This is a genomic window from Microbacterium sp. gxy059 (genome assembly GCF_050958665.1).
Classification (GTDB): Bacteria; Actinomycetota; Actinomycetes; order Actinomycetales; family Microbacteriaceae; genus Microbacterium.
The window spans coordinates 1-14,260 of record NZ_JAMXWT010000036.1 but is presented as its reverse complement, the minus strand read 5'-3'; the positions used below and the strand labels follow the sequence as shown (position 1 = coordinate 14,260).

The 14,260-nt window shown below is 72.0% G+C and carries 12 protein-coding genes and 1 tRNA gene; 9 read left to right on the top strand and 4 right to left on the bottom strand.

Features of this window, described 5'->3' with window-relative positions; translation table 11 throughout:
- The first annotated feature begins 109 nt into the window (after nt 1–109).
- Entirely contained in the window at nt 110–727 is a 618-nt protein-coding gene (locus tag NHL53_RS14305; protein ID WP_433777569.1) for an SDR family NAD(P)-dependent oxidoreductase, read from the top strand.
- A gap of 120 nt (nt 728–847) precedes the next feature.
- Here the strand turns inward: NHL53_RS14305 and NHL53_RS14300 are convergent, their stop codons facing one another.
- The gene (locus tag NHL53_RS14300) at nt 848–2,629 is read right to left on the bottom strand and encodes an ABC-F family ATP-binding cassette domain-containing protein (RefSeq protein WP_433777568.1); all 1,782 of its coding nucleotides are present in this window, start codon (nt 2,627–2,629) and stop codon (nt 848–850) included.
- Nucleotides 2,630–2,637: 8 nt separating this feature from the next.
- Nucleotides 2,638–3,141, bottom strand: a complete 504-nt coding sequence (locus NHL53_RS14295) for a MarR family winged helix-turn-helix transcriptional regulator (protein WP_433777567.1) — start codon at nt 3,139–3,141, stop codon at nt 2,638–2,640.
- Between the two features lie 137 nt (nt 3,142–3,278).
- Between NHL53_RS14295 and NHL53_RS14290 the strand changes: the two genes are divergently transcribed.
- The 5 genes from NHL53_RS14290 (at nt 3,279) to NHL53_RS14270 (ending at nt 8,185) form a co-directional block, all read left to right on the top strand.
- Nucleotides 3,279–3,350: transfer RNA gene (locus NHL53_RS14290), tRNA-Gln, on the top strand.
- A gap of 1 nt (nt 3,351) precedes the next feature.
- Nucleotides 3,352–4,812 carry a bifunctional UDP-N-acetylglucosamine diphosphorylase/glucosamine-1-phosphate N-acetyltransferase GlmU gene (glmU, locus tag NHL53_RS14285; RefSeq protein ID WP_433777566.1) on the top strand — a complete coding sequence of 487 codons (1,461 nt, stop codon included), beginning with the start codon at nt 3,352–3,354 and terminating at the stop codon, nt 4,810–4,812.
- Entirely contained in the window at nt 4,787–5,821 is a 1,035-nt protein-coding gene (locus NHL53_RS14280) for a ribose-phosphate diphosphokinase (protein ID WP_433777564.1), read from the top strand. The genes glmU and NHL53_RS14280 overlap by 26 nt, the downstream gene beginning before the upstream one ends.
- A gap of 142 nt (nt 5,822–5,963) precedes the next feature.
- Nucleotides 5,964–6,698 carry a response regulator transcription factor gene (locus NHL53_RS14275; RefSeq protein WP_433777563.1) on the top strand — a complete coding sequence of 245 codons (735 nt, stop codon included), beginning with the start codon at nt 5,964–5,966 and terminating at the stop codon, nt 6,696–6,698.
- On the top strand, nt 6,698–8,185 hold the full coding sequence (locus NHL53_RS14270) for a sensor histidine kinase (RefSeq protein WP_433777562.1): 1,488 nt from the start codon (nt 6,698–6,700) through the stop codon (nt 8,183–8,185). The genes NHL53_RS14275 and NHL53_RS14270 overlap by 1 nt, the downstream gene beginning before the upstream one ends.
- A gap of 58 nt (nt 8,186–8,243) precedes the next feature.
- Here the strand turns inward: NHL53_RS14270 and gndA are convergent, their stop codons facing one another.
- Together gndA and NHL53_RS14260 are read right to left on the bottom strand one after the other, a co-directional pair.
- Nucleotides 8,244–9,698: an NADP-dependent phosphogluconate dehydrogenase gene (gndA, locus tag NHL53_RS14265; protein WP_433777561.1), complete on the bottom strand. Its 1,455-nt coding sequence runs from the start codon at nt 9,696–9,698 to the stop codon at nt 8,244–8,246.
- Between the two features lie 53 nt (nt 9,699–9,751).
- Nucleotides 9,752–10,645 carry an NAD(P)-dependent oxidoreductase gene (locus NHL53_RS14260; RefSeq protein ID WP_433777560.1) on the bottom strand — a complete coding sequence of 298 codons (894 nt, stop codon included), beginning with the start codon at nt 10,643–10,645 and terminating at the stop codon, nt 9,752–9,754.
- A 116-nt stretch (nt 10,646–10,761) separates the two neighbouring features.
- On the opposite strand from NHL53_RS14260, the gene NHL53_RS14255 reads away from it, so the two are divergent.
- The 3 genes from NHL53_RS14255 to NHL53_RS14245 all read left to right on the top strand — a co-directional run bounded on the left by NHL53_RS14255 (nt 10,762) and on the right by NHL53_RS14245 (nt 14,215).
- Nucleotides 10,762–11,835, top strand: a complete 1,074-nt coding sequence (locus tag NHL53_RS14255) for a D-2-hydroxyacid dehydrogenase (RefSeq protein WP_433777559.1) — start codon at nt 10,762–10,764, stop codon at nt 11,833–11,835.
- Nucleotides 11,836–11,857: 22 nt separating this feature from the next.
- Nucleotides 11,858–12,658: an IclR family transcriptional regulator gene (locus NHL53_RS14250; RefSeq protein ID WP_433777558.1), complete on the top strand. Its 801-nt coding sequence runs from the start codon at nt 11,858–11,860 to the stop codon at nt 12,656–12,658.
- A gap of 150 nt (nt 12,659–12,808) precedes the next feature.
- Nucleotides 12,809–14,215, top strand: coding sequence for an MFS transporter (locus tag NHL53_RS14245; RefSeq protein ID WP_433777557.1), 1,407 nt, complete (start codon nt 12,809–12,811; stop codon nt 14,213–14,215).
- The last annotated feature ends 45 nt before the right edge of the window (nt 14,216–14,260 follow it).

Here is a 14,260-nt window from a genome sequence, read left to right as displayed (position 1 = left end):
GGGCCCCACCCAATCCCGGTCGCGGCGGCCGCGCCCGCCCGCCGCGGATCGACGAGAGGAACGTCATGACGACGGTCGCCATCATCGGAGCAGGACCGGGCCTCGGGGCGTGGTCGCGCGCCGCTTCGGACGGGAGGGATTCTCGGTCGCGCTGATCGCGCGCAACCGCGAGAAGCTCGACGCGCTCGCGGCCGAGCTCCAGAGCGAGGGGATCGAGGCGAAGCGGTACGTCGCGGAGGTCCGCGACCGCGCCGCGCTGGTCCCCGCGCTCGACGCAGCCGCGGATCTCGGGCCGATCGAGGTGCTGCAGCACAGCCCCGTCCCTAACCCCGCCTTCCTGAAGCCCGTCCTCGAGACCACGCCAGAGGACCTGCAGGCGGCCGCGGGGTTCTCGATCCTCGGCCCCGTGACCGCCATCCGCCACGTGCTGCCCGGCATGCGCGAGCTCGGTCGCGGCACGATCCTCCTGCCGAACGGCTCGAGCGCCGCGGCCCCCAACGGCGCCGTCGCCGGCACATCGGTGGCCTTCGCCGGCGAGTCTGCCTACGGGGCGATGCTGCACGAGGCGCTGAAGCCGGTGGGCATCCACGTCGGCCAGCTCATCATCGCCGGGTGGACCGACGGAGGCGAGCCGGCGTACGCGTCGGCCGCCCTCGCGGAGCGCCTCTGGGGCTTCCACACCGAGCGCGGCGCGCTCCGCGCGGTCGCCGGCGACGACCAGAGCTGACGCGGCCCCTCCCGAGCGCCGGGCCTCGCCTGCGGGCGGCGCCCGGCGCTCGGACGACGTCGTCCGGACGAGACGCCGACGGCGCTCCGCGAGCGCACGAGCCTGGCGTCTCGCGGGGCCTCAGCCGATCTTCTCGGTGAGCTCGAACCAGCGCTCCTCGAGCTCGTCCACCTCGTCCTGCTGGGCGGTGATCTCCTTCATCCGGTCGCCGAGCCCCGCGTAGTCGGAGGGATCGTGGTCGGCGAGCGCGTCCTTGGCCCGGGCGATCTCCTCGTTCAGCCGCTGCATGCGCCGCTCGAGCGAGGCGACCTCCTTCTCGGCCGCGCGCAGCTCGGCGCCCGACAGTCCGGGCGTCTCGGCGGGGGCCGCGGGGGAGGGCGCGGCGTCGCGCCTGGCGTCCTGCTCCTGCCTGAGGCGGAGGTACTCGTCGATGCCTCCCGGGAGGTGGCGGAGGCGATGGTCGAGCACGGCGTACTGCTGGTCGGTGACGCGCTCGACGAGGTAGCGGTCGTGGCTGACGACGAGGAGCGTGCCCGGCCAGGAGTCGAGCAGGTCCTCCATCGCCGCGAGCATGTCGGTGTCGAGATCGTTGGACGGCTCGTCGAGGATCAGCACGTTCGGCTCGTCGAGCAGTACGAGGAGCAGCTGCAGGCGCCGCTTCTGACCGCCGGACAGATCCCGCACGGGCGTCGACAGCTCGCTCGAGCGGAAGCCGAGCCTCTCCAGCAGCTGCGCGGGGGTGAGCTCCTTCCCGCCCGCGACGTACGACGACCTCTGCTGGGCGAGCACCTCCCGCACGCGCAGGTCGGCCACCTCGTCGAGCTCGCGCAGGCGCTGGTCGAGATAGGCGATGCGCACCGTCTTGCCGCGCTTCACCCGCCCCGACGTCGGCGAGATCGCGCCAGAGACGAGACCCAGCAGCGTCGACTTGCCCGCGCCGTTCGCGCCGAGGATCCCCGTGCGCTCCCCGGGCGCGATGCGCCACTCGACGCCCTGCAGCACCTCGTGGTCGCCGTAGGCGACGCCGGCGTCGAGCAGGTCGACGACGTCCTTGCCGAGTCGCGCCGTGGCCAGCTGCGTCAGCTGCACCGAGTCGCGCACGGGCGGCTCGTCCTCGATGAGCTGGTTGGCCGCCTCGATGCGGAACTTCGGCTTCGACGTGCGCGCGGGAGCGCCGCGGCGCAGCCAGGCGAGCTCCTTCTTCATGAGGTTCTGGCGCTTCTCCTCCGCGACCTCCCGCTGGCGCTGGCGCTCCACGCGCTGCAGCACGTACGCGGCGTATCCGCCCTCGAAGGGGTCGACGATCCCGTCGTGCACCTCCCACATCCGGGTGCAGACCGCGTCGAGGAACCACCGGTCGTGGGTCACGAGCAGCAGCGCGCCCTGGTTCGCCGGCCAGCGGCGGGACAGGTGCTGGGCCAGCCAGGAGATGCCCTCGACGTCGAGGTGGTTGGTCGGCTCGTCGAGCGCCACGACGTCCCACTCCCCGACGAGGAGGCGCGCGAGGGCGACGCGGCGGCGCTGACCGCCGGACAGGCTCGCGACGTCGGCCTGCAGGTCGAGGTCGCCCGTGAGCCCCGACAGCACGTCGCGGATCCGGGCGTCGCCGAGCCACTCGTGCTCCGAGGCGTCTCCGACGACCACCGACTGGATCGTGCCGCTCGCCGGCAGATCGTCGTCCTGCGAGAGCATGCCGACGCGCAGGTCGTTGCGCCGGGTCACGCGGCCCTCGTCGGGATCCTGGCGGCCCATCAGCACCTTCATCAGCGTCGACTTGCCGTCGCCGTTGCGGCCGACGATGCCGACCCTGTCGCCGTCGGACACGCCGACCGTCACGCGGTCGAGGACGACCTTCGCGGGGAACTCGACGTGCAGGTTCTCCCCGCCCAGCAGATGAGCCATTCGCGCTGTCACGCCTTTCCGTCGAACGAGATGAGGAGACGGCGCAGGAGGGAGGCGAGGCGCCTCTGCTCCGTCGGGGTGAGGGAGCCCAGCAGCTCCGCCTCCGAGTCGATGAGGCGGGTGATCGCGGCGTCCACCCGCGTGCGTCCCTCCTCGGTGAGGGTCACGAGCACGCCGCGCCGGTCCGTGGGATCCGCGGACCGCTCCACGAGGCCGCGCTCGCGCAGCCGGTCGATGCGGTTGGTCATCGTGCCGCTCGAGACGAGGGTCTGCTGCAGCAGCTGCTTCGGGCTGAGCCGGTACGGCTCGCCCGCGCGGCGCAGGGCGGAGAGCACGTCCCACTCCCACGGCTCGATGTCGGTGCGCCCGAAGGCCTCGCGGCGCGCGCGGTCCAGGTGATGCGACAGGCGGTCCACGCGCGAGAGCACGTCCATGGGCGAGAAGTCGAGATCGCCGCGCTCCGCTCTCCACGCGCTGACGATGCGATCGACCTCGTCCTGTTCTGGCTCCACCCGTCGATTATCTCGTGTCGCGGCGTCCTCGGCGCGCGGAGGGCGATCCGGCCGTGTCGATCCGCCCCGCGCGCGGCCGGCACCGCGCCCCCGGGGAGCCGTGCGACACTAAGGAAGGACGACCGGAGCGTCGTCTTTCCGCCATGGTGTAATGGCAGCACGACAGCCTTTGGAGCTGTGAAGTCCGGGTTCGAATCCTGGTGGCGGAGCGTGACACACGAGAATCTCGCCATCGTCATCCTGGCCGCCGGTCAGGGCACGCGCATGAGGTCGTCCACGCCCAAGGTGCTCCATCGCATCGGCGGGCGCACGCTCCTCGGGCACGTGCTCGCGTCGGCCTCCGCCCTCGGCAGCGACCTCGTTCGGGTCGTCGTCCGCCACGAGCGCGACCAGGTCGTCGCCTCGCTCGACGAGCATCCGTTCGCGGTGCCCGTCGACCAGGACGACGTGCCGGGCACGGGCCGCGCGGCTCAGGTCGCCGTCGAGGCGCTTCCCGACGGGTTCGACGGCGACGTCCTCGTGCTCTCCGGCGACGTGCCCCTCATCGAGACCGAGACGTTCCGATCCCTCCTCGACGAGCACCGCCGGCGCGACGCCTGTGCGACCATCCTCAGCGCCGAGCTGGCCGATCCGACGGGGTACGGCCGCGTGATCCGCGACGCGCAGGGCATGGTCGAGCGCATCGTCGAGCAGAAGGACGCGACCGCGGAGGAGGCGGCCGTCACCGAGATCAACTCGGGCGTGTACGTCTTCCGCGCGGGGCCCCTGCGCGACGCGCTCCGGCAGGTCACGACCGACAACGCCCAGCGCGAGATGTACCTCACCGACGTGATGCGGATCCTCCGCGACGCCGGACGCGGGGTCGCGGCCATCTCGGCGCCCGACGCGCGCGCGGCGCTCGGCGTCAACGACCGCGTGCAGCTCGCGGAGGCGGCGCGGATCCTCAACCAGCGCGTGGTGCGCCGCTGGCAGCTCGAGGGCGTCACGATCCTGGATCCCCAGACGACGTGGATCGACGACACCGCGACCCTCGCGCCCGACGTGACCGTCCTGCCGGGCAGCAGCGTCCTCGGCGCGACGACGGTGGCGGAGGGCGCGACCGTCGGCCCCGACACGTCGCTCGTCGACTGCGAGGTCGGCGAGAGGGCCGTCGTGCGCCGCAGCGACGCGACGCTCGCGGTGATCGGCGCCGAGGCGACCGTCGGCCCGTGGTCGTTCCTGCGCGCCGGCGCGGAGCTGGCGGACGGCTCGAAGGTCGGCGCGTTCGTCGAGGTGAAGAACTCGCAGATCGGCGCGGGCAGCAAGGTGCCTCACCTGTCGTATGTGGGAGACGCGAGCGTCGGCGAGGGCGTCAACCTCGGCGCCGGGGCGATCACCGCGAACTACGACGACGTCGCCAAGCACCGCACGGAGATCGGCGACCACGTGCACTCCGGCTCCCATACGGTCTTCATCGCGCCGGTTAGGATCGGAGACGGCGCGAAGACGGGTGCGGGCGCGGTCATCCGCAAGGATGTCCCGGCTGGCGCGCTCGCGATGAGTGTCGCCCCCCAGCGGAACCTCGTGGGGTGGGTGCAGAAGAACCGAGCGGGCACCGCGGCGGCTGACGCCGCGGAGCGTGCGCAAGACTCAGAGAAAGCGACTCATGTCGGGCAAGAACAAGACCGTTGACCTCGACCTCGCACGAGCGATCGCCCCGGGCCAGGAGCAGAAGACCAAGAAGCGCATGGTGGTGGCCACCGGCCGCTCCCACCCCGAGCTGGCCGCCGACGTCGCCGAGTGCCTCGGCATCGAGCTGGTCCCGACCGAGCTGCGCACCTTCGCCTCGGGCGAGATCTACGCGCGCTTCTCGGTGTCGATGCGCGGCACGGACGTGTTCCTCGTCCAGTCGTTCTCGGACAACGTCAACGAGGACCTCATGGAGCTCCTCATCATGCTCGACGCGCTCAAGCGCGCGTCGGCGAAGCGCGTGACGGTCGTCGCCCCGTACTACCCGTACTCGCGTCAGGACAAGAAGGGCCGCGGCCGCGAACCGATCTCGGCCCGCCTCATCACCGACCTCATCGCCACCGCGGGCGCCGACCGCATCATGAGCGTCGACCTGCACGCCTCGCAGATCCAGGGCTTCTTCGACGGGCCGGTCGATCACCTCTTCGCCAAGCCCGTGCTGCTGAGCCACTTCGAGGCGACGCTCACCCCGGAGGATCGCGAGACCCTCACGATCGTCTCGCCCGACATGGGGCGCGTGCGCGTCGCGGACACGTGGAGCGACTCGCTCGGCGCGCCGCTGGCGATCATCCACAAGCGCCGCGACCCGAAGGTCGCGAACCAGGTGTCGGTGCACGAGATCGTCGGGCAGGTGAAGGGCCGCACGTGCCTCCTCGTCGACGACATGATCGACACGGCGGGCACCATCGTGAAGGCGGCGCAGGCGCTGAAGGCGAACGGCGCGAAGAAGGTCATCGTGGGCGCGACCCACGCGATCTTCAGCGACCCGGCGAGCGAGCGGCTCCAGGATCCGGCCGTAGACCGGGTCGTCGTGACCGACACGGTGCCGATCCCCGAGGAGCGCCGCTTCGACAGCCTCACCGTGCTCTCGGCCGCGCCGCTCCTGGCGCGCGCGATCCAGGAGGTCTTCGACGACGGATCCGTCACGAGCATGTTCGACGGCGCCGCCTGACGTCGATCTCCCGAGCCGACGAGGGCCGCTTCCCACCGGGGAGCGGCCCTCGTCGCGCATCCGGCCGAACGCAGGAGAACCTCACAGCCGGGGCATAGCTCTCTCCATAGCCGATCCATAGGGAACGGCGCACAATGGGGGCATGACGAAGCCGACCGCCGCACCCGCCATGACCCGACCGGACGGAACTCCCGTGCGCGTGCTCGTCGTCGACGACGAGCAGATGCTCACCGATCTGCTCTCGATGGCGCTGCGCATGGAGGGGTGGGAGGTGCGCACCGCCTCCAGCGGATTCGACGCGCTGCAGGGCGTCAAGGAGTTCTCGCCTGACGTCCTCGTCCTCGACATCATGATGCCCGACCTCGACGGCATGGAGGTGCTGCAGCGCCTGCGGCAGCAGGGCGACACCGTGCCGGTGCTGTTCCTCACGGCGAAGGACGCGGTCGCCGACCGCGTGGCGGGTCTCACCGCGGGCGGCGACGACTACGTGACGAAGCCGTTCAGCCTCGAGGAGGTCGTCGCGCGCCTGCGCGCCCTCCTGCGCCGGGCGGGTACCGCCCTGTCGACGGAGGAGGAGCCGATCCTGCGCGTCGGAGACCTGAGCCTCAACGAGGACAGCCACGAGGTGATCCGAGGCGATGAGGAGATCGAGCTGACGGCGACGGAGTTCGAGCTGCTGCGCTTCCTCATGCGCAATCAGCGTCGCGTCGTGTCGAAGCCGCAGATCCTCGACCGCGTCTGGAACTACGACTTCGGCGGCAAGTCGAGCGTCGTGGAGCTGTACATCTCGTACCTCCGCAAGAAGATCGACGCGGGGAGGGAGCCCCTCATCCACACCGTCCGCGGCGTCGGATACATGATCAAGGCTCCCCAGTAATGGCGCACGACGCCGCCCCGACGGCGCAGGGGCGCATGCGCCGCTCCGTCTCGGGGCGGCGCATGAGCCTGCAGGCGCGGCTCATGCTGACGGTCTTCACCATCGTGGCGGGGATCCTGCTCGTGGTGTCGATCGTGACGGGCGTCGTGCTCAACAGCCTCCTGTCGCAGCAGCTCGACGACCGGCTGCAGTCGACGGCGGCGCTCATCGAGGACCGCAGCCGCGCCCCCGAGCAGCCAGGACGATCGGCGGAGGCGCTCCTCGCCGCGGGCGGCGTCGTGCTCGTCGAGATCGCGCCCAGCGGGCAGACGTCGGGGGTCGTGGTGGAGGACTTCCGCGCCGACGTGCTCACGCCGCGGCAGGTGTCCCAGCTGATCGCGGGCGCGCAGCACGACGCGCTGACGACCATCACGGTGCCGACCCTCGGCACCTACCGCCTCATGACGGTCGACGACGACAGCGGCTACACGCGGGTGGTGGGGGTGTCGACGGTGCACGAGAGCCGCACGCTGACCCGCATGCTCTGGTCGATCGCGCTGACGACGATGGGCGGCATGCTCGTGCTCGGCGTCGCGACGACCGGGGTGATCGGCAGGGGGCTGCGACCGCTGCGGGCCATCGCGGCCACCGCGACCCGAGTGTCTCGCCAGCGACTCGATCAGGGCGACGTCTCGATCCCCGAGCGCGTGCCGGAGGACCAGTCCGACGTGGACACCGAGATCGGCCAGGTGGGCGACGCGCTCAACGTGCTGCTCGACCACGTCGAGGACTCGCTCGCCGCGCGCCAGCGCAACGAGGAGACGATGAGGCGCTTCGTCGCGGACGCGAGCCACGAGCTGCGCACGCCCCTCGCCTCGATCCGCGGGTACAGCGAGCTCACGCAGAGGGACGGCACCCTCAGCGAGACGAGCCGGCAGTCGCTCGAGCGGATCGAGGCGCAGTCGCAGCGCATGACGGGGCTCGTGGAGGACCTGCTGCTGCTCGCGCGCCTCGACGAGGGCACGGAGCTGACGGTGAGCGCCGTCGACCTGCGCGAGGTCGCCCTCGAGGCGGTCGCGGATCAGGCGATGGCGGGGATGGACCACGACTGGGGTGCCGAGGTGGGGGAGGAGCCCGTCGTCATCGCGGGCGACAGGGCCCGCCTCACGCAGGTGCTGACGAACCTCCTCGCGAACGCCCGCACGCATACCCCGGAGGGCACGCCGGTCACGGTCGGCCTGCGCACCGAGGGCGAGGGCTCGGCGACGCGGGCGATCCTCACGGTGCACGACGACGGCCCCGGCATCGACCCCGAGCTGCAGAAGACGCTGTTCACCCGGTTCGCCCGCGGCGACCGGAGCCGCGCCAGGCAGACGGGCGGATCGGGCCTCGGCCTGTCGATCGCGAAGGCGATCGTCGAGGCGCATCACGGGACGATCGCGGTCGAGAGCGCTCCCGGGTCGACGACCTTCACGGTCGTCCTGCCTGCTCGACCGGCCGCGGCCTGAGACGCGGATCGGGCCCGGGAGCCGTGAGGCTCCCGGGCCCGATCGCCGGGCGGGGACGTCAGTGCGTGTCTTCGGCCTCCACCTCGGAGCGGTCTCCCGACCACAGCGTGTGGAAGGTGCCCTCCTTGTCGATGCGCCGGTAGGTGTGCGCGCCGAAGAAGTCGCGCTGGCCCTGCACGAGGGCGGCCGGGAGGCGGTCGGCGCGGATCCCGTCGTAGTACGACAGCGACGACGAGAAGGCCGGGGCGGGGATGCCCGCCTGCGCGGCGGCGACGACGACGCGGCGCCATGCGGCCTGGCCGCGGGAGAGCGCGTCGGAGAAGTACGGCGCGGTGAGCAGCGCGGGCAGGTTCGGCGTCTCCTGGTACGCGTCGGCGATGCGGTTGAGGAACTGCGCGCGGATGATGCAGCCGCCGCGCCAGATCTTCGAGATGGCGCCGAGGTCGATGTCCCATCCGTACTCGGCGGCGCCGGCGCGGATCTCGTCGAAGCCCTGCGAGTAGGCCACGATCTTCGAGGCGTATAGCGCCAGGCGCACGTCCTCGATGAACGCGTCGACCTGGTCGGCGGGCACCTGGAACTCCTCGTCGGGTCCGGGGAGGCCGCCCGCCGCGGCGCGCTGCTCGGGGTGCGACGACAGCGAGCGCGCGAACGTCGCCTCGGCGATGCCCGAGACGGGCACGCCCAGCGAGAGCGCGGTCTGCACGGTCCACGCGCCGGTGCCCTTCGCGCCCGCCTGGTCGAGGATGACGTCGACGAGCGGCTTCCCGGTCTCGGCGTCGACCTGGCGGAGCACCTCGGCCGTGATCTCGATGAGGTACGACTCGAGCTCGCCGCGGTTCCACTCCGCGAAGATGTCGGCGATCTCGGCGGGGGTCTTCCCCGTGCCGCGGCGGATGAGGTCGTAGGCCTCCGCGATGAGCTGCATGTCGGCGTACTCGATGCCGTTGTGCACCATCTTGACGAAGTGGCCGGCGCCGTCGTGGCCGACGTGGGTGACGCAGGGCTCGCCCTCGGCGACCGCCGCGATCGACTTCAGGATCGGCCCCAGCGTGACCCAGGACTCGTCGGAGCCGCCCGGCATGATGGACGGCCCGGTGAGGGCGCCCTCCTCGCCGCCGGAGATGCCGGCGCCGACGAAGTTGATGCCGGTCTCGCGGACCGCCTTCTCGCGGCGGATCGTGTCGGGGAAGTAGGCGTTGCCCCCGTCGACGATGATGTCGCCGGGCTCGAAGACCTCGACGAGCGCGTCGATGACCGCGTCGGTCGGGCGGCCGGCCTTGACCATGATGATCGCGGTACGGGGCTTCGAGAGCGACGCGGCGAACTCCTCGTACGAGAACGCGGGGATGAAGCCGGCCTCGGGGTGCTCCGACACGAGCTGGTCGGTCTTCTCGCGGCTGCGGTTGAACACGGCGACCGTGTTGCCCTCGCGGCTGGCGAGGTTGCGGGCCAGGTTCGACCCCATGACGGCGAGTCCGACGACTCCGATGTTTGCTGATGCGGTGGGCACGGAAAGAGCTCCTCGGTGTGGGTGGTCTGTCTCAGGGTATCGCTGACGCCGGATCAGCGACCGTCGGCGCCTCGGCCTGCGACGAAACGCCGCGTCACGCTGATGTCCCGCTCCCCGAGGCCGGCCTCGACGATCTCATCGAAGGCCGCGCGGAGCGCCGGCAGGAGTGCGGGCGAGGTGCCGGTCGCGCGGGCGATGTCGTCGGCGAACCCCAGGTCCTTCACCATGTAGCGCGCGATCCCGCTCGGGGAGTCGTCGCCGGAGACGAGCTTGTCTCGGCGGCTCTCCAGCAGGCGGGAGCCGGCGTAGCCCCCGGAGAGGAGATCCCACATCGCCTCGAGGTCGAGGCCGGAGCGGTCGGCGAGCACGGTCGCCTCGCCGAGGGCGAGGATCGTCGCGGAGACGACGAGCTGGTTGCACGCCTTCGCGACCTCGCCGGCGCCGAGCGGGCCGAGGTGCACGGGCGTGCCGCACGGGGCGAGGAGGCGCGCCGCGCGGGCGGCGTCCTCGTCGGCCCCTCCGAGCATGATCGAGAGGCCTCCGGCCTCGGCGCCGTCGACGCCGCCGGAGACGGGGCAGTCGACGACGCGCACGCGGCCGTCGGTCGCGGAGGACACCCGCTCGGCGAGGGCGCGCACGCCGGGGGCAGAGGAGGTCGAGCCGATGAGCAGCAGCAGGTCGCCCGTGCCGGCGAGGAGGCCGTCCGGCCCGTCGAGCTGCTGCTCCAGCTCGGGGAGGTCGGGGAGCATCGCGAGAACCGCGTCGACGCGGTCGGCGAGCTCTCGGGGAGCCGCGGCCTGCGTCGCGCCGGCCGCGGTCAGCTCGGGCTGCGGGCGCCGCGAGACGAAGTCGAGGCGTCCGTGGCCCTCGAGCAGGCGGCGCGCCATGGGCGCCCCCATCGCTCCGAGGCCGATCACTCCGATGGAATCGGTTCCCGTGCTGTCCATGCGGCACAGCGTAGCGATGATCCACTCGGTTGAACAGTATGCAGCGGACTGGAGTCGCGCTAGAGTGTCGGGAACGGCGCGCGGACCGCGCGTCGCGGACGATCGAGGAGACGGCGATGACGGCGACCCGAGGAGCAGACGAGAAGACCGAGCTCAGGGCGGTGATCGCCGTGCCCCTGCGGGAGGAGCACGCGCAGCTCATCGAGCGTCTCGAGCCGCGGGTCGAGGTCGTCCGCGACGCCTCCCTCGTGAAGCCCATGCGCGGCCCCGCCGACTGGTCGGGCGACCCCGCCTTCCGGCGCACCGAGGAGCAGCAGCGGGCGTTCGACGCGATGGTCGACTCGGCTGACGCGCTCTTCGGCATCCCCGACGTGGCCCCCGCGGCTCTCGCTCGCACGGCGAAGGCGAATCCGCGACTGCGCTGGGTCATGACGACCGCGGCCGGCGGAGGCGCGCAGGTCAAGGCGGCGGGCCTCGACGCCGACGACCTCGAGCGCATCGCGTTCAGCACGAGCGCGGGCGTGCACGGCGGCACGCTCGCCGAGTTCGCTGTCTTCGGCGTGCTCGCCGGCGCGAAGGACCTCCCGCGGCTCCAGGCGGATCAGCGGGAGGGGCGCTGGCCCGACCGCTGGGAGATGCGGCAGATCGACGAGATGACGGTGCTCGTCGTGGGGCTCGGCGGCATCGGTGCCGAGTGCGCGCGCCGCTTCCACGCGCTCGGGGCCGAGGTGTGGGGGACGACGCGCTCGGGCAGGCCGGTCGACGGGGTGGACCGGCTCGTGCCGCTCGAGGAGCTGGCGGAGGCCGTGCGCGAGGTCGACGCGATCGTCGTGACCCTCCCCGGCACCGAGCAGACCCACCACCTCGTCGGGGCGGAGGTGCTCTCCGCGGCGAAGCCGGGGGTCATCCTCGCGAGCGTCGGCCGCGGCACGGTCGTCGACGAGGAGGCGCTGCTGTCGGCGCTCGACGAGGGGCGCATCTCCTTCGCCGCGATGGACGTCTTCGAGACCGAGCCCCTCCCGGCTGGCTCTCCGCTGTGGGGCCACCCCCGGGTCCTCGTGAGCCCGCACACCGCGGCGCTCAGCTCGAAGGAGGAGGAGCGGATCGCTCGCCGCTTCGCCGCGGACGCGACGCGCCTGCTCGACGGGCGCGAGCTGACCGCGCCGGTCGATACGGTCGAGTTCTACTGATCGACCGAGGGGAGACGACGCGATGCCGCAGGGAGACGACGCACCGGGGCGCGACCCCGCTCCCGCCGTCACGCGCGCCGTCCGCCTGCTCGGCCTGCTCGCCGACGCCGAGGGGCCGCGCACGCTGACCGAGCTGGCCGCCGACCTGGATGTCGCGAAGTCGTCGACGGCGAACCTCTGCCTCGCGCTCGAGGCCGCGGGCATGGTCGCCCGCACGCCGCTCGGCTATCGGCTGGGCGTGCGCACGGCCGAGCTCGGAGGGGCGTTCGCCGCGCAGTTCAACCAGGTGCGCGAGTTCTACGACGTCTGCGACGCCTCGCCCGTGCTCCGCGGCGAGCTCGTGCAGATCGCCGTCCTCGACGGCGCGGACGCGCTGTACCTCGCCCGTCACGAGGGGGCGAGCCCCGTGCGCCTGGGCACGCCCCTCGGGTCGCGGCTGCCTGCCGCGCTGTCGGCTGCCGGACGGGCGCTGCTCATGGCGATGCCCGATGAGGAGGTCGTCGCGCTGCTGGGGGAGGACGCGGAGTTCCCCGCTCTGACGGAGAACAGCGCGCGGCGTCTGCCGGAGCTCCTCGAGCGCCTGGCGACGGCGCGATCCCGGGGGTGGGCTCTCGACGAGGAGGGGTCCCTCCGCGGCGTCGTGGGCGTCGCCGTGCCGCTTCCCGGATGGGCGCCGTACGACCCTCCCCTCGCTCTCGGCGCGGCCATCCCCGCCGGGGAGGCGGGCTATGCGCGCATCGAGCGCGTCGGCCAGGCGCTCGTCGAGGCAGCGGGCGCCCTCACCAACCCGTTCGAGGCGGCCACGCGGGGCGCGCGCGCCTGATCCCGACGACGAGAGGGGCGGCCGTCCGGCCGCCCCTCTCGTCGCGTCTTCGACGCGCGACGCGCATTCCGCTGTTCAGAGCGTTGTACGCCGTTCAGAATCTTGGTACTGTCGTGCCCAGCTCGCACGACACCGATCAAAGGAGATGGGATGAGCATCGCACCGCCCGTGGCCCAGAGCGACGACCCCGAGTACGCCGCCAACCTGCGCCGCGCCACGCTCGCCTCGAGCATCGGCAGCGCCCTCGAGTACTTCGACTTCGCGCTGTACGGACTCTCGACCGCGCTGATCTTCAACGTCCTGTTCTTCCCGCAGGACAACCCCGCCATGGCGACGGTGGCCGCGTTCGCGACCTTCGGCGTCGGCTTCCTCGCCCGCCCCTTCGGCGGTCTCTTCTTCGGGATGCTGGGTGACAGGCTCGGCCGCAAGTGGGTGCTCGTCGTCACGATCATCCTCATGGGCGGCGCGTCCACCGCGATCGGTCTGCTGCCGACCTACGAGGCGATCGGCATGGGCGCGCCGATCCTGCTCGTCGCGATGCGCCTCCTGCAGGGCTTCGGCGCCGGCGCCGAGCAGGCGGGGGCGACGGTGCTCATGGCCGAGTACGCGCCCGTCAAGCGCCGCGGATTCTTCTCCGCGCTGCCCTTCGTAGGCATCCAGGCCGGCACGCTCCTCGCCGCGGTCGTGTTCGGGGTCATGACCCTCCTGCCGGAGGAGGCGCTCATGACGTGGGGCTGGCGCGTGCCGTTCCTCGCCTCGTTCGTCCTCATCCTGCTCGCGCTGTTCATCCGCATGCGCCTGCGGGAGACCCCCACCTTCGTCGAGCTCGAGAAGCACGACCAGATCACGGACCGTCCGTTCCGCGACATCTTCAGCCACGGGTTCCCCGGCGTCGTCGTCGGCATCGGCCTGCGCATGGCGGAGAACGGCGGGTCGTACCTGTTCCAGACCGTCGCCCTGGCGTTCTTCCTCACCGCGGCGGGAGACCACGCCGACCGCGGCCTCCTCACGTGGGGCGTCACGATCGGCTCGCTCATCGGCATCTTCTCGGTGCCGTTCACCGGGCACCTCTCCGACCGGTTCGGCCGCCGCACGATCTACCGCTTCGGATCCGTGTTCATGCTGCTGTTCACTTTCCCCGCCTGGTGGCTGCTGTCGCTGGGCGACCACGCCATAGCGATCGCCGTGATCGCCATCGGCATCGGCGTGGCCGTCAACTCGATGCTCGGCCCGCAGTGCGCGATGCTCCCGGAGCTGTTCGGAAACCGCCACCGCTACCTCGGCGTCGCGATGGCGCGCGAGATCTCCGCGGTCCTGGCCGGCGGCCTCGCCGGCGTCCTCGGCGCCTACCTGCTGGCGGTGAGCGACAACAACTGGATCCTCATCGCCACCTACATGGCGGTCCTGGCGCTCATCACCACCGCGTCGACCTTCCTCGTCCCCGAGACGCTGCGCCGCGACCTGACGCGCGTCGACGACGCCCTCAAGGTGTCGCGCGAGGAGGCCGGAGAGGGCGTCGACGCGACGACCATGACGATCAGGACGGTGCGGCGATGAGCGGCGAGGGACGCCGATGCTGATCGGGCGGGTGCGGACGCCGGG